Origin of the sequence: Pseudomonas sp. FEMGT703P (assembly GCF_002786345.1) — a bacterium.
Lineage (GTDB): Bacteria > Pseudomonadota > Gammaproteobacteria > Pseudomonadales > Pseudomonadaceae > Aquipseudomonas > Aquipseudomonas peli.
In genome coordinates, this window is record NZ_PGCM01000008.1 from 171,903 (window position 1) to 198,494 (window position 26,592).

Below are 26,592 nucleotides of genomic sequence, written 5' to 3' on the forward strand. Positions count from 1 at the left end.
AAAAAACGCGCAAGTTTACACTGCGCCGCCTGACACAACCAATTTTTCAGGCGGTGCGTCTGGGAAGGGCAAAACTCAGTAGAAACAACGCTGCGGCGCTGACCACAATGGACGGACCGGCCGGCGTGTCCTGAAACCAGGACAGGCTCAGCCCAGCGCATACCGCGACGATGCCCAGTAGGCTGGCGCCGAACGCCATCTGTTCCGGGGTGCGCGCATGGCGCTGGGCGGCAGCGGCCGGAATGATCAGCAGGGAGGTGATCAGCAGCACGCCGACGATCTTCATCGCCACGGCGATCACCACCGCGATCAACAACATCAGGCTCAGACGAATTGCCGCCACCGGCAGGCCTTCGACCTTGGCCAGCTCTTCATGCACGGTAATCGCCAGCAATGGCCGCCACAGCAGGGCCAGCAGCACCAGCACCAGGGCGCTGCCGCCGATGATCCAGGCGAGATCAGTGGGGCCGACCGCCAGCAGGTCGCCAAACAGATAGCCCATCAGGTCGATGCGTACATCCTGCATAAAACTCAGTACTACCAGGCCCAGCGACAAGGTGCTGTGGGCGAGGATCCCGAGCAGGGTGTCGGAGGCCAGCGGCTGGCGGCTTTGCAGGGTCACCAGCAATACCGCCAGGAGCACGCAGCCGACGGTCACCGCCAGGGTCGGGCTGACGTCGAGCATCAGGCCCAGGGCCACGCCGAGCAACGCGGCATGCGACAGAGTGTCGCCGAAATAAGCCATGCGCCGCCACACCACAAAGGAACCCAGCGGGCCGGCGACCAGCGCCAGGGCGAGGCCGGCGAGCAGGGCGTTTAGCAGAAAATCAGCCATGCTTGCAGCCATCTCCGTGAATATGCGGTTTTACCGGGCCTTTGATGCTCAGGCCCGCAGGTGCCTCGGTAACTACCGCGCCATGCAGATCGTGCTCATGGTCATGGTGGTGGGTGTAGACGGCCAGGCTCTTGGCGTCCTCGCCGAACAGCTCGACAAAGGCCGGATCGAAGCTGACCTGTTCCGGATGGCCGGAACAGCAGACGTGACGGTTGAGGCAGACCACCTGATCAGTGGTGCTCATCACCAGGTGCAGGTCGTGGGAGACCATCAGCACACCGCAGCCATGACGATCACGCAGCTGGGTGATCAAGCGGTACAACTCAGCCTGGCCGGCAACGTCGACGCCCTGCACCGGCTCATCCAGCACCAGTAGTTCCGGCTTGCGCAGCAGGGCGCGGGCCAGCAGCACGCGCTGCAGTTCGCCGCCGGAGATGCTTTGCAGCGGGCTGTCGATTACCTGTTCCGCGCCCACTTCGGCCAACGCATCCTGCACATCCGCGCGGCTGACGCCCGGCACCAGGCGTAGAAAGCGCAGCACCGAGAGCGGCAGGGTGGCATCGACATGCAGCTTCTGCGGCATATAGCCGACGCGCAGTTTGGGCTTGCGCCAGACGCTGCCGCTGTCCGGCTTGAGCAGGCCGAGTACGGCGCGCACCAGGGTGGTTTTGCCAGCGCCGTTGGGGCCGATCAGGGTGACGATTTCACCCGGCTTTACGCTGAGCTGTACATCCTGCAGCACATTCTGCCCGGCGAAGGTCACGCCCACTCCGGTGAGGCGGATCAGGGCATCGCTCATGTCGGCTCCTGGCAGCCTGCGCACAGGCCGACCACTTCCACCGTCTGGCTTTCCACGGCAAAGCCGACACCGGCCGCGCTGCTGATAATGGCGTTGCTGATCGTGGCCTGTTCCAGCTCAATGGCCGCATTGCAGCTTCGGCAAATCAGGAACTGGCCTTGATGAGCGTGTTCCGGGTGGCTGCAGCCGACAAAGGCGTTAAGCGAGGCAATGCGGTGCACCAGGCCGTTTTCCAGCAGGAAATCCAGGGCGCGGTACACCGTCGGCGGCGCGGCGCGGCGGCCGTCTTCGTCGCTCAACACGCCGAGAATGTCGTAGGCGCCCAGCGGTTTGTGGCTGGCCCAGACCAGTTCCAGCACGCGTTTACGCAATGTGGTCAGGCGCAGCCCATGGCGCGTGCAGATGCTTTCCGCCTCGGCCAGGGCATGGCTGACACAATGAGAATGGTCGTGTGGGCGTGAAGCCAGAGGCGCTTGAGTCATGGGCAACGACGAATAAGGTGAGAGACGTTATTATATTACCTGTTCCTTCCCGCTTGAGTGCTCTCCGTGTTGCGTCTTTTTCCGGCTTTTGCCCTGTTGTTTATCACTTTTCCCCTGAGTTTCGCGGTTCACGCCGATGTGCGCGTGCTGACCAGCATCAAACCGCTGCAGCTGATTGCCGCTGCTGTGCAGGATGGCGTCGGCCAGCCTGAAGTGCTGCTACCGCCGGGCGCCTCACCGCACCACTACGCGCTGCGCCCCTCCGATGTGCGCAGCGTGCGCGAAGCCGACCTGCTGTACTGGATCGGCCCGGATCTGGAAAGCTTTCTGCCGCGCGTGCTGGCTGGCCGCGATAAGCCGAGTGTGGCGGTGCAGGATGTTCCAGGTATGTCCTTGCGTCATTTTGGCGACAGCGATGCGCAACACGCCGAGCATCAGGATGATCACGCAGATCACGCAGATCACGCAGATCACGGACATGCCGCCGACCAGTATGACCACGCCCACCGCCCCGGCAGCCTGGACGCGCACCTCTGGTTGCTGCCGGCTAATGCCCGGGTGATTGCCGGCAAGATTGCCACTGATCTGGCGCAAGCCGACCCGGCCAATGCCGCGCGTTACCAGGCCAATGCCAAGGCATTCGGCGAGCGTCTGGATGCTCTGGATCAGCGCCTGAAAAGTCGCCTGAATGGTCTGGCTGGCAAGCCCTACTTCGTTTTCCACGAAGCCTACGACTACTTCGAGGCCGCCTATGGCCTCAAGCATGCCGGCGTATTCAGTGTGCTGGGCGAGGTTCAGCCCGGCGCCCAGCACGTGGCCGCCATGCGTGAACGCTTACAGCAGGCCGGGCCGAGTTGTGTGTTCAGCGAGCCGCCATTTCGCCCGCGTCTGGCGCAAACCCTGACGGCCGGCCTACCGGTTACCTTGGCCGAGTTGGACGCCATGGGTGGCGCCTTGCCAGTGGATGCTGGCGGCTACGAAGCCCTGCTGGAAAACATGGCGGGCGAATTGGCCGGGTGTCTAGAAGCGCTGTAATCAGCGCCCGGACTTTAGAAGGCGAACGGTAGCGCCAGCTCAACCTGCTGACGCTGGGCCAGGCGGCGCTGGAATTCTGCCGGGTCGTGGATCAGCACTTCTTGGCCGGCGAAGGATTCGGCAGCGATCAGGCGTGACAGCCAGAAGCGCACACAGGCGATGCGCAGCATGGCCGGCCACAGTTCAGCTTCGGCCGCAGTAAAGGGTCGCAAGCCGGCGTAGGCGCCTAGCAGTGCCTGCGCGCGCTTGCTGTCGAGGCTGCCGTCATCCCGCGAGCACCAGTCGTTCATGGCAATCGCCAAGTCATAGAGCATCGGCCCCGAACAGGCGTTGTAGAAGTCGATCACTCCGGCCAGGTGGTTACCGTCGAACAGCACGTTGTCGCGGAACAGGTCGGCATGCAGGTTGGCCTGCGGCAAGGCGAGGATGCGCGGCTTGAGCGTGTGGATCTCCGCCAGTGCATCACGCAGCAGTGGCACCTGTTCATCAGGCAACTTCAGGGCCAGGCTTGGCCCTTCGGCGAGCATCCAGTCCAGCCCCCGATCACTCTTGCGCGGCAGCGGCTGATTGCGCGTGGCCAGGTGGATGCGCCCCAGCAGCGCACCGACTTCCTGACAGTGATGCGGGTTGGCCTCATGTACATGCTTGCCGGCCAGGCGCGGTTGCAGCAACGCCGGTTTTTCCGCCAGGCTGCGCAGCGCTTCGCCGCTGGTCGTACGCAGGGCGTAGGGCACCGGCAGGCCGGCGTCGTGCAGCACGTCCAGCAGTTCTATAAAGAAGGGCAAGTCGGCGCTTGGGCCGCGCTCGATCAGGGTCAGAACGAATTCGCCCTGCTCCAGGCTGACGAAGAAATTGCTGTTCTCGCTGCCCGCAGCAATGCCCTGGAAGTCGCGCAAGCGACCCAGGCCATAGGGGGCGAGAAACGCCTCGAGCTCGTGGCGCTCAAGCGGGGTAAACACCGACATTGCAGAACTGCCTTCTTACCAGCTGAAAATTTCCCAGGCCGGAATCAACATATCCGGGCTGTCCGAGCGGACGAAGTTGCCATCGCTGCCATCGGCGCGTACCAGGAAGTACGGTTTGCCGCCTTTAGGGATGACCTTGACCGCGTAGAGAAAACCGTTGACCCGGTATTCATGGATGGTGCGGTCGCCGTCCTGGCGAATGGTTACATCCGGGTCGGCCGAAACCGGATCTTCGGCGTGGGCGACTAGGGTGGTGAATGCCAGCAGACTGGCGAGCAACAGGCGATTGAGTGCGCGCATGATAACCTTGTCCCTTTGATTCCAATGGTGCGGCCATTCTACCGCCGCCCCCGCCGAAAAGGTTGATCCTGCTCATGAGCCAAGCCCCTCTCGTTCTGGTTGACGGTTCGTCTTACCTTTACCGTGCCTTCCATGCCCTGCCGCCGCTGACCACCTCCAAGGGCTTGCCCACCGGTGCGGTGAAGGGCGTGCTGAACATGCTCAAGAGCCTGCGCAAGCAGTACCCGAAAAGCCCATTTGCCGTGGTTTTCGACGCCAAAGGGGGCACCTTCCGCGATGAAATGTTCGCCGAGTACAAGGCCAATCGCCCGTCCATGCCCGATGAGTTGCGCGTTCAGGTCGAGCCGCTTCACGCCAGTGTCAGAGCCATGGGCTACCCGCTGCTGTGTGTCGAGGGCGTTGAGGCCGATGACGTAATCGGTACCCTGGCCCGCCAGTGCGCGGCCGAGGGTCGCGACGTGGTGATCTCCACCGGCGACAAGGACATGGCCCAGCTGGTTTGCCCGCACGTTACGCTGGTCAACACCATGACCGGTAGCGTCTACGACATCGATGGCGTGAAAGCGAAATTCGGTGTCGGTCCTGAGCTGATCATCGATTACCTGGCGCTGATGGGCGACAAGGTCGACAACATTCCCGGCGTGCCGGGCGTCGGCGAAAAGACCGCGCTGGGCTTGCTGGTCGGCGTCGGCGGCGGTCTGGATGTGCTCTACGCCAATCTCGATAAAGTCCCGGAACTGCCTATCCGTGGCGCAAAGACCCTGCCGGCCAAGCTCACCGAGCATAAGGACATGGCGTATCTGTCCTACGCGCTGGCGACCATCAAGCTGGATGTACCGCTGAATATTGCCATCGACTCACTGCACCCAGGCGAGATGGATGTGCCGGCGCTGATGGAGCTGTACGCCGAGCTGGAATTCAAGACCTGGCGTGATGAACTGCTGCGCAGCAATCCGGCCCCGGCGGTCAAAGCCCCGGTCGCCGCGCCGGCCGATGATCTGTTTGCTCTGGCGCCCAGCGCCAGTGCCGCTGCTGTCCTTACTCCGGCCAATTCGGCCGCTGATGCTCCTACTGTCGAGGCCGAGGTTTCCGAGTTGCCCACAGCGGCTGCGTTGGGCGATTACCAGTGCGTTCTGACGCAGGCGCAGTTCGACGAATGGCTGGAAAAACTGCGCAACGCTGAGTTGATTGCCTTTGACACCGAAACCACTGGCCTGGATGCACAAAAGGCTCAGTTGGTTGGCCTGTCCTTTGCGGTCAAGGCCGGCGAAGCAGCCTATATCCCGGTCGCCCACTCCTATATGGGCGTGCCGACCCAGCTGGATCGCGATGCGGTGCTCAAGGCGCTGAAGCCGATTCTAGAGAACCCAAACAAGGTCAAGGTCGGCCAGCACGCCAAGTACGACATCAACATTCTCGCCAATGCCAGCACGCCCATCGCGGTGCAGGGCGTGGCATTCGACACCATGCTCGAATCCTATGTGCTGGATTCCACCGCCACCCGTCACGATATGGACAGCCTGGCGCTCAAGTACCTGGATCACAGCAACATCCGCTTTGAGGACATCGCCGGCAAAGGCGCCAAGCAGCTGACCTTCGACCAGATTGACCTGGCCCAGGCCGCGCCCTATGCCGCCGAAGATGCCGATGTGACCCTGCGTCTGCACCAGCACCTGTGGAGCAAACTGTCGGCCGAGCCGAGCCTGGCCAAGGTGCTGCAGGAAATCGAAATGCCACTGGTGCCGGTGCTGGCGCGTATCGAACGCCAGGGGGCGTTGGTGGATGCCAACCTGCTCGGCCTTCAAAGCAACGAATTGGGCGAAAAGCTGGTGGCCCTGGAGCGTCAGGCCTTCGAAATTGCTGGTGAGGAATTCAACCTGGCGTCACCCAAGCAGCTGGGCGTAATTCTTTACGAGAAACTGGGTTTGCCGGTGCTTAGCAAAACCGCCAAGGGTCAGGCTTCGACTGCTGAAGCGGTGTTGGCCGAACTGGCCGAACAGGACTTCGAGCTGCCCAAGGTGCTGATGCAGTACCGCTCCCTGAGCAAACTGAAAAGCACCTACACCGACCGCCTGCCAGAGCAGATCAACCCGCGCACCGGGCGCATCCACACCAGTTATCACCAGGCGGTGGCGGCGACCGGACGCTTGTCGTCCACCGACCCGAACCTGCAGAATATCCCGATCCGCACCGCTGAAGGCCGGCGTATTCGCCAGGCCTTTGTCGCGCCGAAGGGCTACAAGCTGCTGGCGGCGGACTATTCGCAGATCGAGCTGCGCATCATGGCCCACCTGGCCAAGGACGAAAGCCTGCTGGATGCCTTCCGCCATGGCCGCGATGTGCACAAGGCCACCGCTGCCGAAGTGTTCGGCGTGCCGTTGGAGGAGGTCACCAGTGATCAGCGCCGCAGCGCCAAGGCGATCAACTTCGGTCTGATCTACGGCATGAGCGCGTTCGGCCTGGCTAAGCAGATTGGCTGCGACCGCAAGCAGGCGCAGGCCTATATCGATGTGTATTTTGCCCGTTACCCCGGCGTGCTTGCCTATATGGAACGCACCCGCGAGCAGGCTTCCGAGCAGGGTTTTGTCGAAACCCTGTTCGGCCGTCGCCTGTACCTGCCGGATATCCACGCGAAGAACCAGGCGCTGCGTAAAGGCGCCGAGCGCACCGCGATCAACGCGCCGATGCAGGGCACGGCGGCGGACATCATCAAGCGCGCCATGGTCACCGTGGACAACTGGCTGAGCGAATCCGGCCTGGATGCCAAAGTCATCCTGCAGGTGCACGACGAACTGGTGCTGGAAGTGCGCGAAGATCTGGTCGAGCATGTACGCGAGCAGATCAAGCCGCTGATGGGCAATGCCGCCGCGCTGGATGTACCGTTGCTGGTGGAAGTGGGTGTGGGCGATAACTGGGATGAAGCCCATTGATTCGCGCGACGCAATTTGGCTGCAGCGTCCGCATGGCGGGCGCTAAAGGCGTATGAGTATCAATACGGCCCCGCTTATAACTAATTAATTACGCCACGATCCTGAACTTTGCCTCGGCTTAACCACTCAGAGTTTATGAATGGCCTAGACAACCATTCGATGCTCCTTTGTTGTGTTAAGTGTTGGCAGATTCTGGACCCCGCCCTAGCGGTTCGGATGTTGAACCCCGAAACTTCCCTCCCCCATAAGAAGTTTCGGGGTTTTTTTTGCCTGCTATCCGGGGTGGCTGCCCTTCGGCCGTCTGGATCAGGCTTCGGTTTCTTCGTCATCCGGCAGGGCAAACTCGCCCAGTTGCATCCATTGCGCCAGTACTTCCTGAGCGTCTTCGATGCCAATGCGCTTGGGCGCAGAGAACAATTGGATGCTGACGCGATCACCCCAGCCCTTTTGAATATCCTGACGCACTTTGAGCAAGGTGTTCTTCGCTGCACCAAAAGCCAGCTTATCGGCCTTGGTCAGCAGGATATGCATGGGCATTTCGCTGGCAACCGACCAATCCAACATGAGGATATCGAACTCGGTCAGCGGTTTGCGGATGTCCATCATCAGCATCAACCCGCGCAAGCATTCGCGGCTGCCCAGGTAGGCTTCCAAGTGTTTCTGCCAGTGCAGTTTCAACGGGATCGGCACCTTGGCATACCCGTAACCCGGCAAGTCGACCAGGCGGCGCTCTTCGTCAAGTTTGAAGAAGTTGAGCAGCTGGGTGCGCCCCGGCGTCTTCGAGGTGCGTGCCAGACTGGCGTGGGTCAGGGTGTTCAGCGCGCTGGATTTACCGGCGTTGGAGCGCCCGGCGAAGGCCACTTCATGGCCGAAATCTTCAGGGCACTGGTCAACTTTGGCCGCGCTGATAAGGAAAGTAGCCTGTTGGCACAGACCGATAATGGGGTTCTTGGCTTGCATCTGGGTATCCGTGAGGGCGGGCGTAGAGTGGCGTTACAGGCGCGATGCCCTTGCGACATTTGCGCGCAGCCTGCCTGTTGCCGCATAGCGGGCAAGCTGCGTCGTTTCCGTTTCAATGACGCCAGTATATAATGGCGCAGATTTTGTGTGCGCTTTCTCCCGCTTTTGGATAAGTGTTCACGGGAACGATTTAGATCATCTGCCCATAGAAAGCAGTACGTTCCCCTCCCTGATGAGGTTGATCTGATGAAAAAATTGCTGATTGCAGCCAGTGCGTTGATGCTGTCGTTGAGTGCTCAAGCTGCACAGGACCCGGAAGCCGTCTACGCCCGTGCGTGCGGTGTGTGCCATAGCGGCGCCATCCCAACTGCGCCCAAGCGTGGTGATAAAGCTGCCTGGGAGCCGCGTCTGGCCAAGGGCATGGATGCACTGGTACTGAGCGTCACCAATGGTCTAAATGCCATGCCGCCTCGCGGCCTGTGCATGGATTGCTCGGCCGAGGATTACCAAGCGGTCATCAAACTGATGTCCGAGTAGGCCTGGGCACAAACTCTTTTTCTTAGTCGCAAATTGGATTAGCTGATGAACAAAGTACTCGTGAGTCTGCTGTTGACCCTGGGCCTCACTGGCTTCGCACATGCTGCAGGCAATGCTGAAGCTGGCCAGGGTAAGGTGGTTGTGTGTGGTGCGTGCCATGGTGCCGATGGCAACAGTGCTGCGCCGAACTTCCCGAAACTGGCTGGGCAAGGCGAGCGCTACTTGCTCAAGCAGCTGAAGGACATCAAATCGGGTGCCCGTCCAATTGTGGAAATGACCGGTTTGCTGGATAACCTGAGTGATCAGGATCTTCAGGACATCTCGGCTTACTTTGCTAGCCAGCAAATGAGCGTGGGCGCCGCTGACCCGAAATTGGTCGCGCGGGGCGGCGAGCTGTTCCGGGGCGGCAAATTGGATGAAGGCATGCCGGCCTGCACCGGCTGCCATTCGCCTAACGGTGCTGGCCTGGATGCCGCCGGTTACCCGCAACTGGGTGGCCAGCATGCAACCTATATCGCCAAGCAGCTGACGGATTTCCGCGAAGGCAACCGCACCAACGATGGTGACACCATGATCATGCGCTCCATCGCGGCCAAGCTGAGCAACAAGGATATCGAAGCGGTTTCCAGCTTTATCCAAGGTCTGCATTGATTCGCGAATACATGCGACATGTTGTGATGAAATTAGGGTGGCCCAGGCCACCCTTTTTCATTGTGGGCATCGCTACAATGCACGGAACCCCAGTTTGCTTCGCAGGTCGAACTCCGGTTCGCCATCACGCGCCGTTTATAGCCAAGGAGTAACGCATGCGTAACCTGATCCTCAGTGCCACTCTCGTCACCGCCAGCCTGTTTGGCTTGAGCGCTCATGCCGAGCCAATTGAAGCGGGCAAGCAGTATGTTGAGCTAAGCAATCCAGTACCGGTTGCCAAGCCTGGCAAGATCGAAGTGGTTGAGCTGTTCTGGTACGGCTGTGGCCATTGCTACAAATTTGAAGAAACCATCAACCCATGGATCGACACCCTGCCGGATGACGTCAACTTCGTCCGTATTCCGGCCATGTTCGGTGGCATGTGGAACGTACACGGTCAGATGTTTATCACCCTGGAAGCGATGAAAGCCGAGCACAAGGTGCATGCCGCAGTGTTTGACGCCATCCACGTACAGGGCAAGAAGCTCGCCACCCCGGAAGAAATGGCCGACTTCCTGGCTGCCGAAGGCATCGACAAGGACGCCTTCCTCAAAACCTACAATTCGTTTGGTGTGAAGAGCCAGCTGGAAAAGGCCAAGAAACTTGCTATGGCTTACCAGATCACTGGCGTGCCGGTGATGATCGTCAACGGCAAATACCGTTTTGACATCAGCAGTTCGGGCGGTCCGCAGCAAACCCTGCAAGTGGCGGATCATCTGATCGCCAAAGAACGCGCCGCGCAGTAATCGGCGTGCGCGGATAACGCGTAATGCTCAGGCGCTGGCGGGCCAGACGGGCGATTGACCTGTGCGATCCACAGGTCAATCCACGTTGCGCGCCAGCCGACGACTGGCCGCAAAATGGCAGCCTGCGGTTGCTCAGTTTCAACATTCAAGTCGGCATCAGCACCCAGCGTTATCACCACTACCTGACACGCAGCTGGCAGCATCTGTTGCCGCATGCCGGGCGCAGCGGCAATCTGCAACGGATTGGCGATCTGCTTGGTGATTTCGACTTGGTCGCGCTTCAGGAGGTCGATGGCGGCAGCCTGCGCTCGGGCTACGTCAATCAGGTCGAGCACCTCGCGCATCTCGGCGCCTTCCCTTACTGGTACCAGCAACTCAACCGTAACCTTGGCCGTTTCGCGCAGCATAGCAACGGTGTGCTTAGTCGTTTGCGTCCTAGTTTGCTGGAAGACCACCCGCTGCCCGGCCCGCCCGGCCGCGGCGCGATGTTGCTGCGCATCGGTGAAGGACCGGACGCGATTGCCGTGGTGATGATGCACCTGTCCCTTGGCGCGCGTACTCGTACCCGTCAGCTGGCTTATATCCGCGAACTGCTCAGTGACTACCGGCACATGGTGCTGATGGGTGATATGAACACCCATGCCAATGATTTGCTGCTGCATTCGCCGCTGCGGGACCTTGGCCTGGTTGCTCCGCAGATCGAGGCGACTTTTCCAAGTTGGAGGCCGCAGCGCTGCCTGGACCACATTCTGCTCAGCCCGGAGTTACCCCTGGAGCGCTGTGAAGTGCTGTCGCAGCCTATTTCCGATCACTTGCCCGTGGCCGTGCAAATTCGTTTGCCCACTTCACTCTATGGGCCGGCAACGCCTATGCTGAGTGAGCCTTAAACGTGGACTGCAACCATGACTGACGATGCCCAGCGCTGGAAAAGCAAGTACCTGGAAAGCCTGGAACAACAAGAAAAGCTAGAACGCCGTTGGGATGCCCGGCTCGATCTGCTACGACGTGGCCTGGTGCGCAGTTCGCTGGCCGCCGAAGGCAGTGACAAGTCGGTTGACCAGTGCATGCAGGAGCTGCGCGACATTCTTCGTCGCGATGATATTGACGCCGGTCTGTCGGGGCTGATTCCTCGGCTGGAAAAAGCCGTGCTGGATTCGGAAAAGCGCCGCCAAGATCGCGTCGAACAGAACATCTCCGGCGTCACCAGCCTGACTGATCAATTGCTTGCCCTGGAGCCTCCGCGCGAAGTGCGCAAAGCGCTCAAGCAGTTTGCCAAGCGCATTGAAGAGCGTGCCAGCCAACCGCGTGAGCTGCCGGCACTGCTGAGTGAGTTGAGCAGCCTGCAGCAGCAAGCCTTGGCCGCGCTTGATGACGAGGCTACCCAGACCCGTCCGGGGTTCCTCCAGCGCTTGTTTGGGGGCAAGGACGCTGCACCCGTTAGCCCCGCCGATAGCGAGCCGGCAACCGCTGATGATGCGCAGCCCGTTGCCCCTGCTCCAAACGCTGTCGCACAGCCTGAGCCTCTTGCGCAGGCGGTTGAACCAACGCTGAAGGCGAGCAGTGAAGCGGCTGCGGTTGTGGCGCCGGTCACGCCAAATCCCGCCCCTACGCCATCACCTGCCGCCGTAACGTCCATCGCCGCCGTGACGCCCGTGTCCGCTATGCCTGCCCAGTCCTCCGGGGACCCGGCGTATGCGCTGCCAGAAATTCCCGAGCCGGGTTACAGCGCTGTAGCGCCGCATATTGGCGATAGCCTGATGGGCTTGCTCGATGAGTTGGATTTGCCGGAGCGTCATCGGCCGCAGGGTGAGGTGTTGCGTCAGCGCGTGCAGGGTGGTTTGAACTGGTATGAGCTGGTGTCGGTGCTGGACGATCTGGCGGTGCTGGTCTTGGCCGTTACTGACAGCGGTCAGCGTGAGTTTGCCAGCTACCTCAAGCAGCTCAATGAGCGTCTGGCATCGTTTCTCAGCACCCTCAGCGAGGCTCACGAGGGCTACAGCGAGTCGGCGGAGAGTGCGCGCACGTTCAATCAGGAGCTGCGCGATCAGGTCAGCGGTTTGCAGGCCAGTGTGCAGGATGCGGTTGATCTGCCGACGCTCAAGCAATCACTGGAAGCCCGCCTGGATGGCTTACTCAGCACGGTCAGCGAGCACCAGAAGCAGCGTGATGGCCACGAAGAGGCCGTGGCGCAGCGGTTGCAAAGCCTGACCCAGAAGGTTGCCGATATGGAGCAGGAAGCGCAGAGCTTCCGTGATCACCTCGAAGAGCAGCGGCAGAAAGCCCTGATCGACCCGCTCACCGGCCTGCCCAACCGTGCCGGCTGGAGTGAGCGCCTTGAGCTGGAGATGGCACGCTGGAAACGCTATGGCGGTGAGTTGCTGCTGGCGGTACTGGATATTGACCACTTCAAGCGGATCAACGATGGCTACGGTCATCTGGCGGGCGACAAAGTATTGAAGATCATCGCCGGTGAGTTGGCCAAACGTTTGCGCAAGACAGACTTTATTGCCCGTTTTGGCGGTGAGGAATTTGTTCTGCTGATTCCTTCCACCCCGTTAGAGGGCGGTCACCAGCTGTTACAAACCCTGCTGGATGGTGTGGAGCAGTGCCCCTTCCACTTTCGGGGCGAGCGCGTGACCATCACCCTGTCGGCCGGTCTGACGGCCTTTGCCAGTGGAGAGGACAGCGACAAGGTCTTCGAGCGGGCCGATCAGGCGCTGTATCGCGCCAAGAGCGGCGGGCGCAATCGGGTTGAACTGAACTGAGCCGATTCAGGCCACTGCGTGCAGGTAAGGCTTCCAGCTCTCCGGAATGCTGTCCAACTGCGGGTAGCCAAGGCTGCGCAGGTGACCGCCGGCGAGTAGGAAAGGCGTATGACGCAGCGCTTGCGGTACGTCACGCAGTTCCGGTAGCCAGAGGCTGACGTACTGCGCATCAGGGTCATACTCACGGGCCTGGCGCAGGGCATTGAAGACACGGTTGTGCCGTGGGTCGTTGCCCACACCGGCCAGGTAGGCCCAGTTACCCCAGTTGCTGGCCGGGTCGTAATCGATCAGGTGCTCTTCAAACCAGGCTGCGCCATGGCGCCAGTCCTGTTGTAAATCATTGATCAGGTAGCTGGCGACCACCTGACGACCGCGATTGGACATAAAGCCGGTGGCGGCCAGTTCGCGCATATTGGCATCCACCAGCGGCATGCCCGTGCGACCCCGTGACCAGTCCTGAAACCGCTGGTCCAGCTGCTGTGGTGCCCGTTCAGTGGCTTTCAGGCCGCCCGCCTTGAACAGTGCGCTGCCATGGCGAAGCAGGGTCCAGCGGAAGAAGTCGCGCCAGAGCATTTCGACCCATAGCCAGTAGGTCGAATCATTGCGTTTGAACTGCGCTTCATGCCGACGCAGTTCGGCCACCACGCGGCGTGCCGAGAGGCTGCCGTTAGCCAACCAGGGTGAGAACTTCGACGAGTACTCACTGCCGACCATGCCGTTGCGGGTGTCTTTGTATTGCCGCACCGCCTGGGTTTTCCACAAGTAGTCGCGTAACCGACCCAGCGCCGCGGGTTCGCCGCCGGCGAATGGGAACGCACTGGCGGCCACGCTGAGCGGTTCGCCGAGGCCCAGCTGCGACAAGGTCGGCAGCGGCTGCATCAACGCCAGCGCACCATCTGGTAGCCCCGGTAAGCGGTCGGGCGCATGGCGCGGTTGGAATACCTGCAGGCGCTCTTCCACTAGGCTGCGGAAGCGGCTGAACACATGTGGCAGCTGATCGACACTGAAGGGGAGTTCATCTGGGCGCAACAGATTGTTGGCGGGCGCCTGTTGCAACGTGACATCGCCGAGTTGTCGGGCGACGCGGGCCACCTGGGCACGTTCGTCGGGCGCGATTTCCTCCAGGGTCAGCACCTGATCCAGATTAAACTGGGCCACCAGTTGCGGGATCACCTGCTCCGCCTCGCCGATTACCAGCAGCAGATGTGAGCCGCGTTGGCGCAATTCACCCTCCAGCGCCACCAGGCTTTCCAGCAGAAAGCGCGCACGATGGACGCCCATGCGGCGCATGCCAAACGCGTTGAGTTGCAGCAGTGCTGGGTCCAGCACATACACCGGTAACAGGCATTCAGCCGTTAGGCCCGCCTGCAAGGCGGGGTGGTCATCAAGACGTAGATCCTGTTTGAACCACAGCAGTGCGCGCATGGTGCTGGTCTCCTAAGCAATACAAAAACTGTACAAGATATCCATATTTGTACAGTTTCCAGTCTAGCAGCGCCAATTGTGTCTTGCCCGGGCAATAGACCAGCGCGGCAAATCTGCCGGATCAAAGGTCTTTTCTACGCCGACAGCTAACCGCAGGGCGCTGGTTGAGCGTGTGGCTGTGGTGCTCGGTGGCGAATGTGACTCAGCACGACCGCCATGCTTGCTAGGCCCCATGCCTGCGCACACTAAGGCGCGTTCGCATTGCAACGGCAACAGGCCCTAAACTCTGCCGATCTGTTGAGGAGTCACTATGGATATTTTCGGCATCGCTGCGTTGATCTTTCTGGTCACCGATCCCTTCGGCAATATCGCCATCTTTATCGCCGCATTGAAAAACGTACCGGCCAAACGTCGCCTGTGGGTTGCAGCACGTGAGTTGCTGTTTGCGCTGGCGTTGTTGCTGCTGTTTCTTACCTTTGGTGACAAAGTGCTCAGCGCGCTGGGGCTGTCGCGGGAGGCAACTGCGATTGCCGGCGGTATCATCCTGTTTGTGATCGCCATGCGCCTAATCTTCCCTGGCCCGCAAGGGGTATTGGGTGATGTGCCGGATGGCGAGCCCATGCTGGTGCCGCTGGCCACTCCGGCGGTTGCCGGGCCTTCCGCTCTCGCGGTGTTGATGACCCTGCGCAATACCCACGAGGGTGAGCTTTGGGAGCTCTATGCCGCCGTCGTGTTGGCCTGGGCGGCGACTGCATTCATTTTGCTGCAGGCTTCATGGCTGCAGCGGTTTCTCGGACCTCGCGGGTTGACCGCAGTGGAGCGGTTGATGGGCATGCTGTTGATCATGCTCAGCGTCGATATGCTGCTGGATAACCTGCAAAGCGTGTTGCATATCAGCCCATGAAAGCTCTCTGTTTAAGTATTCTGGTGCTATGGCTGGCCGGCTGTAGCAGTGGCCTGCGCATCGATGACAGCTATACCGCCACCGGGCAGAACAGCCGCGTGCAGTACATCGTGCTGCACTACACCTCTACCGACATGGCGCGCTCGCTGCAATTGCTGACCGAGACCGACGTCAGCAGTCATTACCTGATCGGCGAAGCCCCGCCGACCATCTACCGCCTGGTCGACGAGAACCGCCGTGCCTGGCATGCCGGTGACAGCCAGTGGCAGGGGCGGACCTGGCTCAATGGCACCACGATTGGCATCGAGCTGGTTAACCAGGGGTTTTATGACACGCCCAGCGGCCGTTACTGGCAGCCCTTTGCTCCGGCGCAGATCGACGCGCTGATCGAGCTGCTTAAAGACATCATGCAACGCCACCAACTGCCGCCTGGCAGCATCTTGGCGCACAGTGATGTTGCGCCGCAGCGCAAGGTTGACCCCGGTCCGCTGTTCCCCTGGAAACGCTTGGCCGATGCCGGTCTGATGCCTTGGCCGGATGCCAAGGCTGTGGCGCGTCAGCAGGCGCTGTTCAGCGCCAGTCTGCCAAGCGTGCAATGGTTTCAAGAGCAATTGATGCGGCAGGGCTACGCGGTGCCGCTGAATGGTGAGCTGGATCAAGCCACGCGCAATGTCATCGCGGCCTTTCAGATGAAATACCGCCCGGCACGCTATGACGGCGAGCCGGATGCCCAGACGGCAGCGCTGCTGGTGGTACTGGCCGCAATGCTCTAAACCGAGGCCTACAGCGTTGATGATAAACGACCGCCGAAACAACGTGTGTTTCGGCGGTTTTTTATGTGTGCATGTTCGTTTCTAGACTGTGCATTCGATAATCGTTCTGCCGATGCTCTTTTGTCTGAAAATGTATACAAAGTTGTAGCCAAGAGCTTTTTGGTTTGTCTACATTAGTCGGACAAGAACAACAGCGAGTAACTCAGCATGACGACTTCACCTGTTACGCCGTCCTCCGCGCAGCGCCCGGAAGACGAAAACCTCGGTATCGGTGCCAACCTCGCCTATGGCCTGCAGCATGTGCTGACCATGTACGGCGGGATTGTCGCGGTTCCGTTGATTGTCGGTCAGGCGGCTGGACTGTCGCCGGCGGATATTGGTCTGCTGATTGCGGCCTCATTGTTTGCCGGTGGCCTGGCGACCCTGCTGCAAACCCTCGGCCTGCCGTTCTTCGGCTCGCAGCTGCCGCTGGTGCAGGGCGTGTCCTTTGCCGGTGTGGCGACCATGATCGCGATCATCGGCAGCGATGGTGCCGGCGGTCTCCCGGCAGTGTTCGGCGCGGTAATCGCGGCGTCGCTGATCGGCTTGCTGATCACCCCGGTGTTCTCACGCATCACCAAATTCTTCCCGCCGCTGGTCAATGGCATTGTCATCACCATCATTGGCCTGACGCTGATGCCGGTGGCGGCGCGCTGGGCCATGGGCGGTAACAGTGCCGCGGCGGATTTCGGTAGCATGGCCAATATCGGTCTGGCCGCGCTGACCCTGGTCACCGTGCTGCTGTTGAGCAAACTGGGCAGTTCGAGCATCTCGCGCCTGTCGATCCTGCTGGCCATGGTCATCGGCACCCTGGTGGCCGTGGCCCTGGGTATGGCGGATTTTTCCAAGGTGACTGAAGGGCCGATGGTGGCGCTGCCCAGTCCGTTCCATTTCGGCATGCCGACCTTCCATGTCGCGGCCATCATTTCGATGCTGATCGTGATAATTGTCACCCTGGTGGAAACTTCGGCGGACATCCTGGCGGTCGGTGACATCATCGAAACCAAGGTTGACTCCAAGCGGCTGGGCAACGGCCTGCGTGCGGACATGATCTCCAGCGTGTTTGCGCCGATCTTTGGCTCGTTCACCCAGAGTGCCTTTGCCCAGAACGTCGGCCTGGTGGCGGTGACCGGAGTGAAAAGCCGCTATGTAGTGGCCTCGGCCGGCTTGATTCTGGTGACCCTCGGCCTGCTGCCGGTGATGGGCCGTCTGGTCGCTGCCGTGCCCACGGCGGTGCTCGGCGGTGCGGGCGTGGTGCTGTTCGGCACCGTGGCGGCCAGCGGTATCCGTACCCTGTCCAAAGTTGATTACCGCAACAACATGAACCTGATCATCGTCGCCACTTCGATCGGTTTCGGCATGATCCCGATTGCTGCGCCGACCTTCTACCACCACTTCCCGGCCTGGTTCGAAACCATTTTCCATTCGGGCATCAGTTCGGCGGCGATCATGGCGATTGTGCTCAACCTGGCCTTCAACCACTTCAAGACCGGCAACTCGGACCAGCAATCGGTCTTCGTGGCCGGCCATGAGCGGACCCTGCGTTACCAGGATATTGCCGCACTGAACGATGGCGATTACTTCAAAGGCGGCAAGCTGTTCGATGCCGAGGGCAAGGAAGTGCCGCTGATCAAGGAAGCGTCAGGGCATTAGCCGGGCTTGCCACCACGCGTTTAACGCGGCGTGGTGGCGATCAGGCGTGAGTCGGCCAGGGCGGCCGTGCGGTGTTCGGTAGCCGCGCGGTACTCCGGATCGGCAAGCATGCTGAGAAAGGCCGCCTTGGAGGGGTAGCGCACCAACAGCAGTTCATCCCACTGTTCACCCTCCGGGGCAATCAGGGCCGCTTGTGCGGCGGCCATGACCTGCACCTCACCCCCCACCCCGCGCACTTTGCGTAGCGCCGTTTGGCTGTAGCGTGCATAGGCTTCGCGCCCGCTGCAGGGGGTATGGCTGCTGCCGCTGGAGTAGCTGGCCTGGGCCTGAAAGCGCAGCAGGTTGAGCATCAGCAATGGCGTATCGTCGGCTACTGCAGCGCTAAAGGCAGCCAGTTGGGCAGGGCTGGGGTTGATGCTGGGCATGACAGCGCTCCTCATGTGTGGAGCGCCCAGTGTCGGCCTGCGTAGGCTCACAGGCAATCTGCATCAGCCAGGCTGATTGCCTGTAATCGAAGCTTTAAACCGGCAACGCCACATAAAACTGCGCACCCTGACCGGCGCGTGAATGCACGCCAATCTGTCCGCCATGCAGCTGGATGATTTCCTTGCACAGCGCCAGGCCGAGGCCGGCGCCGCCTTTCTTGCGGCTGACCTGCACGAAGGGCTCGAAGATTCGCGCCTGCTGGCGATAGGGAATGCCCTCGCCGTTGTCTTCCACACTGAGCACCACCCGATCATCCTGCTGCCGTGCCTGCAGGCGGATATGTCCGCCGGGGTGGCTGTGGCGCAGGGCGTTGCCGATCAGGTTATCGAGCACCCGCTCGATCTGCAGCGGATCGATCTGCACGTCCGGCAGATCGCCGTGCACTTCACAGGCTAGGCTGATTTGCAGCTCGTCGGCCTGGGTGGTGAATCGTTGCTGGGTCTGTTGCAGCAGCGTGCCTAAGGCACAGGTAGAAAGCTCCAGGGTCTGCAGGCCATTCTGGTAGCGCGAGAAATTCAGCAGATCGTTGATCAGGCGCAGCAGGCGGTGCATTTCCTCATCCACGGTATTCAGTAGGTCGGCTTCACGGGATTCTGCGGCAAACTGCAGGCGCTCCTGCAGCAGGCCGAACGCCATCAGCATGCCGGTCACCGGCGTACGCAGTTCATGCGAGGCGCGCAGCACGAACTCGCTGCGCACCCGTTCAAAGGCGCGCTGCTCGGTCACATCGCGCAGCACCATCACCGCGCACATAAAGCGCCCTTCGCTGTGATGGACGCCAGACAGGCTGTAGGCCAGCACACGTTGCTCGCCATCGACCTCGGTCTGCACATCGTCCAGCACCTCATCCAGGCTTTCGCCCTGCAGCAACTTGTGCAACTGCTCGGCCAGATCGGCGCGATTCAGGGCCACGTCGAGGGTCTGCCCGAGCTGCTCGGCACCCCAGCCCAACTGGCGCAGGGCCACCGGGTTGACGTGCTCGACCCGGCCGGCGCAATCGAAGATCAGCAGGCCGTCGTCGATGCTGTCGAGCACCGCTTGCAGGCGCTGTTGCTCGGCCTGCAGGGCGGCCACATCGCTGCTCTTGAACTCGCGCAGGGCCTCGGCCATCAGGCCGAAGCGCTGGCTTAGGGCGGACATTTCCGCCACCGGGGTCAGGGGCAGGGTGACCTGAAAATCGCCCTGGCCGATCTGGTCGGCGGCCCGCGCCAATGCCTCGATGGGCCGGCCGAAGCGCTGGGCGATGCTGTGCGCGGTGACAAAGCCGATCACCAACACGGCCAGGCCGATCAGCCCAAGCAGCCCGACGATCAGCCAGGCGCGTTCACGGGCGCGTGCTTCCTCCTGTTCCACTGCGCTGACGTAACGCATCTGCACGGCGTTGATCCGGTCGCGCAGGGCCTCAATGGCCCGGCCGAAGCTGTCATTGCTGAGCAACTCACGGCGCACGGTCAAGGGCTTGGCCAGCAGGTCATCGAAGCTGGCGTAGGCGCGCTCAATTTCGGCAACCGCCTGACGGTCGCTGTCATCGGTGGCGCTTTCGGCGGCGCGCTGTAGCCAGCGTTTGAACTGCTCATCGGAGGCTTTCAGTGCCTCGCGGTCGAGGTCCTCGGCGAGCAGCAGAATCACCTGTTTGCCCAGCTCCTGACGCAGGCCCAGGCTGGCATCGATGATCTGCAGGTTGCGGGTCATCGCCTGGCTCTGCACCTGGGTCAGCTGTAGCACGCTGAACATCCCCAATAACAACCCGACCAAGGCGACGGTGAGCAGCGCACTGCTGCTGATAAACAGCCGGCTGCGCAGGTTCACAGGCTGAGCTGCTTGCGTTTGCGGTACAGGGTTGAGGCATCGATGCCGAGGGTTTTCGCCGCCTGGTCGAGGCTTTCGCTGTTGGCCATCACGGCGCTGATATGGGCTTTTTCCAGGGCTTCCAGGCTCAGCTGATCACCGATCTGCGGCGCACATGGGTTGGCCTGGGCGTTAAGCCCGAGGTGGCTGACCTGCACCAGTTCTTCGCTGCAGATAATGCTCGCGCGTTCGATCACGTTGCGCAGCTCGCGGATATTGCCCGGCCAGGCGTAGGTGAGCAGCGCCTCGCGCGCTTCCTCGCTGAAGTTGCGCGCCGGCCGCGCATACTCGACGACGAAGCGCGCCAGAAAGCGCTCGGCCAGGTCGAGGATATCCTCGCGACGCTCGCGCAGCGGCGGCAGGGTCAGGGTGATGACGTTGAGGCGATACAGCAGGTCCTCGCGGAAGCGCCCTTGCTGGACCATTTCATCCAGGTTGAGGTTGGTGGCCGCGAGAATCCGCACATCAGCCTGACGAGTCACCGGGTCGCCGATGCGCTCGTATTGCTTGTCCTGAATAAAACGCAGCAGCTTGGGCTGCAGCGCCAGTGGGAAGTCACCGATCTCATCGAGGAACAGGCTGCCACCATCGGCCTGGTTGACCCGCCCCAGGGTGCTTTCGCTGGCACCGGTAAAGGCGCCGCGGTTATGCCCGAACAGCTCGCTTTCCATCAGCTCGGCGCTCAGCGACGGGCAGTTGATGGTGATGCAGGATTTCTTCGCGCGCTTGCTCCAGCGGTGAATGGCTTGCGCCAGCTCACCCTTGCCGGTGCCGGACTCGCCGAGAATCAGGATGTTGGCGTCGGTATCAGCCACCTGCTTGGCCGTCTGCAGCACCGCCATCAGCGCCGGGCTCTGCGAGTCGAGGCCATCGCCGGGCTTGCGCACATAGCCTTCCAGACGTTCCAGGCGTTCAACCAGTTGCCGCGCTTCCAGCTGTTTGGCTGCGGCCAGGCGCAGCTGCTCCGGGCTGCAGGGCTTGACCAGATAATCCGCCGCGCCGGCCTGAATGGCATCCACCGCAGTGTCTACCGCCGAGTGCGCGGTGACGATCACTACACGCATCCAGGGCGCCTGCAGACGCATCTGCGCCAGCACCTCCAGGCCGTCGTCTGCGCCCAGGCGCAGATCGAGAAAGCACAGATCGAATACCTGCCGCAGCAGCAGGGCATCGGCCTGTGCCGCGCTGCTCGCGGTACTCACCTGGTAACCCTGATCTTCCAGGCAGTAGCGGAAGGTGCGCAGGATGGCGGTCTCGTCATCCACCAGCAAAATGCGCCCCAGGCTGTGTTCTTCCGTGCTTGCGTGCATAGCCATCTCCTTCTTATCCCGCACGCAGTCATTGCGTGCACAGGGTTAGTCCGCGGCGCGTCGTGCAAGTTGCACGGCTGTTCTGTGGCGATCATGCAAGCTGCAAGCTTTGCGTGTGCGCTAATCAAGGTTAAGTAACTGATTTATATGAATTTATTAAGATTAAAAAAGCTGGCATGCGGCTTGCGATCTATCAGTAACGACGGCGACAAACGGCCGTCTGCTTGATCGTTATCCATTGGAGGAACTGCCATGCATCAATTGAAAACTCTGGCCCTGGCCACTGCGACCGCCGGCCTGATCGGTCTGGCGCCTTTCGCTGCCTATGCTGCCGAGGGCGATGCCAGCCGCGAGCTGAGCGAGGCGCGCCAGGAAGGCTCGATCTGGACCGCGTTTGCCCTTAACCGCCACCTCAACCCCTTCACCATCGATGTCGATGTGGAGAACGGCAGCGCCAAGCTGACCGGTAAGGTGGAAACCGATGTTGAGCGCGACCTGGCCGAGCAGATTGCTCTGGGTATCGAAGGGGTGAAGAAGGTCGACAACCAGCTGACCCTCGACCCGGCCTTCGAAGCCAAGGCCAGCGCCGAGCCGAACCTGTCGCAGCGTTTTGACGACGCGACCCTGGTCGCCACGGTGAAATCCAAGCTGCTGTGGAACAGCAATACCGAAGGTCTGGATATCAACGTTAATGCGGACAACGGCAAAGTCAGCCTGACCGGTAACGCGCAGACCGCCGAAGCCAAGGAACTGGCTGGTCGCTTGGCGGCCAACACCGATGGCGTGCGTGCAGTGAACAATCAGCTGAGCGTCAGCGCCACTGACAGCACCGCTGCCAAGGCGCAGAACGCGGCCGATGACACCGCTGCGGTGATCAGCGATGCGTGGATCACCAGCAAGGTGAAATCCAGCTTTATCTACAGTCGTAACCTCGACGGTCTGGATATTTCCGTCGACACCCAGAAGGGCATGGTCAGCCTCAGCGGCACCGTGCTGAGCAACGCCGAGAAGCAACTGGCGATTGAAACCGCCCGCAATATTCGTGGCGTGCGCGGCGTTGACGCCGATGCTCTGCGCATCGATAGCTAATTCATCCGGGCGGCGGCCATACCGGTCGCGGCCTGTTGTCTGAGGCTGCCTTGGCAGCCACTACAACTCATAGGAGATCCACCATGACTGATAAAACAGAGCAACTTAACGAACTGATCGAAATCACCCGTGACGGCCAGCGCTTCTACCAGCACGCCCACGATGAAGTGAAGGACGTGCGCCTGCAGGTGCTGTTCCGCGACATGTCGCAGAGCAAGAGTGAGCTGATCCGCGCGCTGTCGGTAAAAGTTGCTGCCAACCAGGAAGTCCCGGCCAGCGGCGGCACCTTTGTCGGCAAGCTGCGTCAGGTTTACGCCGATACCAAAGCGACCCTGGTCAGCGACACCGAAGCCACCTACGTGTCGCAGCTGGAAGAAGCCGAAGACCGCATCCTGCATGCCTTCGAGGATGCGCTGGAAAGTGCCGAGCCGGACGTGCAGGCCCTGCTGACTGCAGAAATGCCGAAAGTGCGCGCCAACCATGACCGCATGCGCACCCTGAAACAGTCCATGCAGTAAGCCCGGTCCGGTGTGGTTTGCGCCACACCGGGTCTTACCGCGCCGCGGCGCACACTGAGTAAACAAGGAGTATCGCCATGCTGAGTTGGGCCATTACCTTTCTGATTATCGCCATCATCGCTGCAGTTCTGGGCTTCGGTGGTATCGCCGGCACCGCCACGGGTATCGCGAAAATTCTCTTCGTGGTGTTTCTGGTGATGTTTATCGTCTCGTTCATTATGGGCCGCCGCCCACGTGGATAGAGGAGCCGCTATGACCATCAAGACGCTGCTTGCCGCCCTCTTGCTGGGCGGCAGTGCGGCGGCTTTGGCCGCGGATACCGATGGCCAATTCCGCCTCAATGAACTGCTCGCCAGTGACCCTGCCTATCAGGAGACCTGGCAAGAACTGGTGGAAGACGAAAGCCGTTTGCCGGAGTGGGTGATGAACCTCAGCGGCATCGCCAGCCCCATGCAGGGCCTGGATGACGACGGTGACAAGTACCTGGTCGGCCAGCTGTGTGAAGCGCACAACTGCTTTAACCAACGCCTCTACGTGGCCTTCAGCTGGGACAAGGAGGACGCCTACGCACTCTATGTGCAACTGCCCGACGGCCTGCCGACGGACAAGGCACCCAGCCAGCACGCCACCCTGCGCTGGCTCGGCGAACCGGATGAAGCGACTCAGCAGTTGCTTCAAGAGCAGCTGAGAAGTGACCCGAACTGGTACTAAGAGTCTCTTTACGATCTGCTGCGCGTCGGCCCTGCTGCGTTAAAAACAGGCTCGGTAAGCCGCTTGCGGCTAACGCGCTTTAGCGCGGCCCGGAGGGCGAGTAGAACGAGTAATGCTCATGTACAACAGTACACTTCGCTTGATTCGCTGCGCTCACCCTACGGGCCAGCCGTTGGCTGTTACTCCGCTGCGCTACGTTTCTCGTCTGTTTTTGCCTTGCAGGACTCTAGCTCGCAAGCTCGTAAAAAGACTCTCTCCATCTCCTTTGTATAAGCCGCTGTATAAGCCGCGCTATCATCCCGCTCATTGATCTGGGGGAGAGACGGCATGCTCAATTGGCTGTGGCTGGGGTTTTTCGTGGTGGCGGCCATTGCCGGCTTGTCGCGCTGGTTGCTCGGTGACGACCCTGCGGTGTTCGCTGCCATGGTCGAAAGCCTGTTTGCCATGGCCAAGCTGTCGGTCGAGGTCATGGTGCTGCTGTTCGGCACCCTGACCCTCTGGCTCGGCCTGTTGCGTATCGCCGAGAAAGCCGGCTTGGTCGATGCCCTCGCGCGCATGCTCGGTCCGCTGTTTGCGCGGCTGATGCCGGAAGTGCCGCGCGGCCATCCGGCCCTCGGCCTGATCACCATGAACTTCGCTGCCAATGGCCTGGGCCTGGACAATGCCGCCACGCCGATTGGCCTGAAAGCCATGCGCTCCCTGCAGACGCTAAACCCCAGCAGCACCACGGCGAGTAATGCGCAGATCCTGTTTCTGGTGCTTAACGCCTCGTCGCTGACCCTGCTGCCGGTGACCATCTTTATGTACCGCGCCCAGCAGGGTGCGCCTGATCCCACTCTGGTGTTTCTGCCTATTCTGCTGGCCACCAGTGCGTCGACCCTGGTCGGCCTGCTGTCGGTGGCGCTAATGCAGCGCCTGCGCCTGTGGGACCCGGTGGTGTTGGCGTACCTGATCCCCGGCGCGCTGCTGCTGGGCAGCTTTATGGCTGTGCTGGCGACCATGTCCGCCACGGCGCTGGCGGCCCTGTCGTCGCTGGCCGGCAACCTCACCCTGTTCGGCATCATCATGCTGTTTCTGCTGCTCGGCGCGCTGAAGAAGGTGGCGGTGTACGAGGAGTTTGTCGAAGGCGCGAAAGAAGGCTTCGACGTGGCCAAAAGCCTGCTGCCCTACTTGGTGGCGATGCTCTGTGCGATTGGCGTATTACGCGCATCTGGCGCCTTGGAATTCGGCCTCGACGGTATTCGCTGGCTGGTCGAGGTGTTCGGTTGGGATACGCGCTTTGTCGAAGCGCTGCCCACCGCGCTGGTCAAGCCGTTCTCCGGCAGCGCAGCGCGCGCCATGCTGATCGAAACCATGCAGACCCAGGGAGTCGACAGCTTTCCCGCGCTGGTCGCCGCGACCATTCAGGGCAGCACGGAAACCACCTTCTACGTGCTGGCAGTGTACTTCGGTGCGGTGGGCATCCAGCGTGTGCGCCACGCCGTGGGCTGTGCGCTGCTGGCTGAGTTTGCCGGGGTGGTGGCGGCGATCTTCGTCTGCTACTGGTTCTTCGGGTAGGTGTTCGGCAACGATCTGCTGCGCGTCGGCCCTGCGGCGTTAAAAACAGGCTCGGAATGCTCATGTACAAAAGTACATTCTGCTTCCTCGCCTGTTTTTGCCTTGCAGGACTCTAGCTCGCGAGATCTCAGATTGGTTTAGCCACGTTATTCCTCCACGCGGAAGCGTTGTAGCCGCGTTGGGCTTCGTCGCTGTGCTCCTCAACGCCAACCTACCCGCTACTCCACCACCTTAAACCGCAGCACCCCAATCATCTGCCCGGCTTCGGTCAGCACCTGCACCTGCCAGCGGCCTACGGCGTCGGCGGGGAAGTTCTGTTTGTGGGTCCAGGCGCGATAGCCTTCCTTGCGCCCGCCGTGAATATCTAGGGCGATGCGCTCGACCTCGCCGCCATCGCGGCGCCAGACGTGATAAATCCGCTCATTCAGCCCACGCGGGGCGTTGATCGCGGTGTAGGCGAACAGGCCCTGGCTGCGCAGCTGCGCCACGCTCAGTTCCTTGATGCTTTCGCCCGGCGCGCGGTTCTGGTTGTCGAATTCACTGGTGACCGCCACCTCGGTCAGCCACAAGGTCGCCGGTGGCACCCAGGTGCGCGCCAACCAGCCGCCTGCGCCGATGGCCAGGGTCATGCCCACCAACAGCAGGCCACGCCACCAACGGCGCACGGTGATGATCGCGAACAGCGAGGGAAACGACAGCAATACCGCCGCCGCCAGGGCCAGCTGGTAACTCTGCGGAGTGGTCAGTTTGAAGATGATCGGCAGCGCGGTGAGCAGCACCGCGAACAGCGCCAAGGTGTGATAGGCGAGAAACAGCCAGCGCTTAGGCGCCAGCCACTTGTAGTACAGCGGATCAATGATCGAAATCAGCGCCGCGCAAGCCAGTAGGCCGCTGAACAGCAACTGGCCGCTGTTCCAGGTGGTGGTGATAAAGAAGAACGGCAGAACGAAGAACAGGCTCTCCTGGTGGATCATCTGCGTGGCATAGCGCAGCAGCGGCGGCGGTAACTCGAAACCGAACCACTGGGCGATGCGCTCGCGCAGGATGTTTTCCAGAATTAGCCACAACCAGCTGACCAGCATCACCAGCGCCAGCACCTGCGCCAGTCCGGCATGCCGCTCGACCAGCAGAAAGCTCGCCAACCCCGAGGCAAAGCCAAAGATCGCCACCATCCCCGGATTGCGCTGAATCAGGGCGATCAGTTTGAACACCTGTTGTTTCACTGCTTGCATGGG

Annotated in this window: 26 protein-coding genes; 15 read left to right on the plus strand and 11 right to left on the minus strand. The window is 61.2% G+C overall.

The genetic code is table 11. The features are described 5' to 3' along the window. Positions 1-46 precede the first annotated feature (46 nt). From znuB to CUR33_RS12940, 3 genes are read right to left on the minus strand one after another with little or no spacing between them, the layout of a single operon-like run. Positions 47-835, minus strand: coding sequence for a zinc ABC transporter permease subunit ZnuB (znuB, locus tag CUR33_RS12930; protein ID WP_090254410.1), 789 nt, complete (start codon positions 833-835; stop codon positions 47-49). Then, a complete protein-coding gene (gene znuC / locus CUR33_RS12935) occupies positions 828-1,634 on the minus strand; it encodes a zinc ABC transporter ATP-binding protein ZnuC (RefSeq protein WP_289239903.1) in 807 nt (268 codons plus the stop codon). The genes znuB and znuC overlap by 8 nt, the downstream gene beginning before the upstream one ends. Then, positions 1,631-2,116, minus strand: a complete 486-nt coding sequence (locus CUR33_RS12940) for a Fur family transcriptional regulator (protein WP_289239904.1) — start codon at positions 2,114-2,116, stop codon at positions 1,631-1,633. The genes znuC and CUR33_RS12940 overlap by 4 nt, the downstream gene beginning before the upstream one ends. A gap of 66 nt (positions 2,117-2,182) precedes the next feature. On the opposite strand from CUR33_RS12940, the gene znuA reads away from it, so the two are divergent. Further along, on the plus strand, positions 2,183-3,151 hold the full coding sequence (znuA, locus tag CUR33_RS12945; RefSeq protein ID WP_289239905.1) for a zinc ABC transporter substrate-binding protein ZnuA: 969 nt from the start codon (positions 2,183-2,185) through the stop codon (positions 3,149-3,151). A gap of 14 nt (positions 3,152-3,165) precedes the next feature. Here znuA and CUR33_RS12950 read toward each other — a convergent pair whose 3' ends face one another. Together CUR33_RS12950 and CUR33_RS12955 are read right to left on the minus strand one after the other, a co-directional pair. Further along, a complete protein-coding gene (locus tag CUR33_RS12950) occupies positions 3,166-4,116 on the minus strand; it encodes a homoserine kinase (protein WP_289239906.1) in 951 nt (316 codons plus the stop codon). A 15-nt stretch (positions 4,117-4,131) separates the two neighbouring features. Beyond that, positions 4,132-4,416 carry a DUF2782 domain-containing protein gene (locus tag CUR33_RS12955; RefSeq protein WP_090254419.1) on the minus strand — a complete coding sequence of 95 codons (285 nt, stop codon included), beginning with the start codon at positions 4,414-4,416 and terminating at the stop codon, positions 4,132-4,134. A 74-nt stretch (positions 4,417-4,490) separates the two neighbouring features. On the opposite strand from CUR33_RS12955, the gene polA reads away from it, so the two are divergent. Then, positions 4,491-7,346 carry a DNA polymerase I gene (gene polA, locus CUR33_RS12960; RefSeq protein WP_289239907.1) on the plus strand — a complete coding sequence of 952 codons (2,856 nt, stop codon included), beginning with the start codon at positions 4,491-4,493 and terminating at the stop codon, positions 7,344-7,346. Positions 7,347-7,652: 306 nt separating this feature from the next. On the opposite strand, the gene yihA is transcribed toward polA, so the two are convergent. Continuing rightward, the gene (yihA, locus tag CUR33_RS12965; protein WP_160086518.1) at positions 7,653-8,306 is read right to left on the minus strand and encodes a ribosome biogenesis GTP-binding protein YihA/YsxC; all 654 of its coding nucleotides are present in this window, start codon (positions 8,304-8,306) and stop codon (positions 7,653-7,655) included. Between the two features lie 246 nt (positions 8,307-8,552). Between yihA and CUR33_RS12970 the strand changes: the two genes are divergently transcribed. From CUR33_RS12970 to CUR33_RS12990, 5 genes are all read left to right on the plus strand, one after another. Next, positions 8,553-8,843 (plus strand): c-type cytochrome, encoded by a 291-nt coding sequence (locus CUR33_RS12970; RefSeq protein ID WP_090254425.1) that lies wholly within the window; start codon positions 8,553-8,555, stop codon positions 8,841-8,843. A gap of 45 nt (positions 8,844-8,888) precedes the next feature. Continuing rightward, positions 8,889-9,494, plus strand: coding sequence for a c-type cytochrome (locus tag CUR33_RS12975; RefSeq protein ID WP_160086520.1), 606 nt, complete (start codon positions 8,889-8,891; stop codon positions 9,492-9,494). Positions 9,495-9,649: 155 nt separating this feature from the next. Then, positions 9,650-10,279 carry a thiol:disulfide interchange protein DsbA/DsbL gene (locus CUR33_RS12980; protein WP_090254429.1) on the plus strand — a complete coding sequence of 210 codons (630 nt, stop codon included), beginning with the start codon at positions 9,650-9,652 and terminating at the stop codon, positions 10,277-10,279. 23 nt (positions 10,280-10,302) lie between these two features. Next, entirely contained in the window at positions 10,303-11,166 is an 864-nt protein-coding gene (locus tag CUR33_RS12985) for an endonuclease/exonuclease/phosphatase family protein (protein WP_289239908.1), read from the plus strand. A gap of 15 nt (positions 11,167-11,181) precedes the next feature. Beyond that, the gene (locus CUR33_RS12990) at positions 11,182-13,044 is read left to right on the plus strand and encodes a GGDEF domain-containing protein (protein ID WP_289239909.1); all 1,863 of its coding nucleotides are present in this window, start codon (positions 11,182-11,184) and stop codon (positions 13,042-13,044) included. Between the two features lie 6 nt (positions 13,045-13,050). Here CUR33_RS12990 and CUR33_RS12995 read toward each other — a convergent pair whose 3' ends face one another. Further along, on the minus strand, positions 13,051-14,469 hold the full coding sequence (locus tag CUR33_RS12995; RefSeq protein ID WP_289239910.1) for a DASH family cryptochrome: 1,419 nt from the start codon (positions 14,467-14,469) through the stop codon (positions 13,051-13,053). Between the two features lie 310 nt (positions 14,470-14,779). On the opposite strand from CUR33_RS12995, the gene CUR33_RS13000 reads away from it, so the two are divergent. The 3 genes from CUR33_RS13000 to CUR33_RS13010 all read left to right on the plus strand — a co-directional run bounded on the left by CUR33_RS13000 (position 14,780) and on the right by CUR33_RS13010 (position 17,838). After that, a complete protein-coding gene (locus CUR33_RS13000; protein WP_090254436.1) occupies positions 14,780-15,373 on the plus strand; it encodes a MarC family protein in 594 nt (197 codons plus the stop codon). After that, the gene (locus CUR33_RS13005; protein ID WP_289239911.1) at positions 15,370-16,146 is read left to right on the plus strand and encodes an N-acetylmuramoyl-L-alanine amidase; all 777 of its coding nucleotides are present in this window, start codon (positions 15,370-15,372) and stop codon (positions 16,144-16,146) included. The genes CUR33_RS13000 and CUR33_RS13005 overlap by 4 nt, the downstream gene beginning before the upstream one ends. Positions 16,147-16,353: 207 nt before the next feature. Next, entirely contained in the window at positions 16,354-17,838 is a 1,485-nt protein-coding gene (locus tag CUR33_RS13010; protein ID WP_090254439.1) for a nucleobase:cation symporter-2 family protein, read from the plus strand. Between the two features lie 20 nt (positions 17,839-17,858). Here the strand turns inward: CUR33_RS13010 and CUR33_RS13015 are convergent, their stop codons facing one another. The 3 genes from CUR33_RS13015 to algB all read right to left on the minus strand — a co-directional run bounded on the left by CUR33_RS13015 (position 17,859) and on the right by algB (position 21,482). After that, positions 17,859-18,263, minus strand: a complete 405-nt coding sequence (locus CUR33_RS13015; RefSeq protein WP_170050110.1) for a DUF1330 domain-containing protein — start codon at positions 18,261-18,263, stop codon at positions 17,859-17,861. Between the two features lie 94 nt (positions 18,264-18,357). Further along, entirely contained in the window at positions 18,358-20,133 is a 1,776-nt protein-coding gene (locus tag CUR33_RS13020; protein WP_289239912.1) for a KinB sensor domain-containing domain, read from the minus strand. Then, positions 20,130-21,482 carry a sigma-54-dependent response regulator transcription factor AlgB gene (algB, locus tag CUR33_RS13025; protein ID WP_289239913.1) on the minus strand — a complete coding sequence of 451 codons (1,353 nt, stop codon included), beginning with the start codon at positions 21,480-21,482 and terminating at the stop codon, positions 20,130-20,132. The genes CUR33_RS13020 and algB overlap by 4 nt, the downstream gene beginning before the upstream one ends. A 252-nt stretch (positions 21,483-21,734) precedes the next feature. On the opposite strand from algB, the gene CUR33_RS13030 reads away from it, so the two are divergent. From CUR33_RS13030 to CUR33_RS13050, 5 genes are all read left to right on the plus strand, one after another. Beyond that, complete coding sequence (locus CUR33_RS13030) at positions 21,735-22,571, plus strand: BON domain-containing protein (protein WP_090254445.1); 837 nt, start codon at positions 21,735-21,737, stop codon at positions 22,569-22,571. Positions 22,572-22,654: 83 nt separating this feature from the next. After that, positions 22,655-23,089 carry a ferritin-like domain-containing protein gene (locus CUR33_RS13035; RefSeq protein WP_090254447.1) on the plus strand — a complete coding sequence of 145 codons (435 nt, stop codon included), beginning with the start codon at positions 22,655-22,657 and terminating at the stop codon, positions 23,087-23,089. A gap of 77 nt (positions 23,090-23,166) precedes the next feature. Then, on the plus strand, positions 23,167-23,331 hold the full coding sequence (locus tag CUR33_RS13040) for a DUF1328 domain-containing protein (protein WP_090379030.1): 165 nt from the start codon (positions 23,167-23,169) through the stop codon (positions 23,329-23,331). Between the two features lie 10 nt (positions 23,332-23,341). Further along, on the plus strand, positions 23,342-23,800 hold the full coding sequence (locus CUR33_RS13045; protein WP_090254450.1) for an inhibitor of vertebrate lysozyme family protein: 459 nt from the start codon (positions 23,342-23,344) through the stop codon (positions 23,798-23,800). A gap of 327 nt (positions 23,801-24,127) precedes the next feature. Then, positions 24,128-25,357, plus strand: coding sequence for a nucleoside recognition domain-containing protein (locus CUR33_RS13050; RefSeq protein ID WP_282874409.1), 1,230 nt, complete (start codon positions 24,128-24,130; stop codon positions 25,355-25,357). A 218-nt stretch (positions 25,358-25,575) separates the two neighbouring features. Here the strand turns inward: CUR33_RS13050 and CUR33_RS13055 are convergent, their stop codons facing one another. After that, positions 25,576-26,589: a DUF5924 family protein gene (locus tag CUR33_RS13055; protein WP_090254454.1), complete on the minus strand. Its 1,014-nt coding sequence runs from the start codon at positions 26,587-26,589 to the stop codon at positions 25,576-25,578. Between the last annotated feature and the right edge of the window lie 3 nt (positions 26,590-26,592).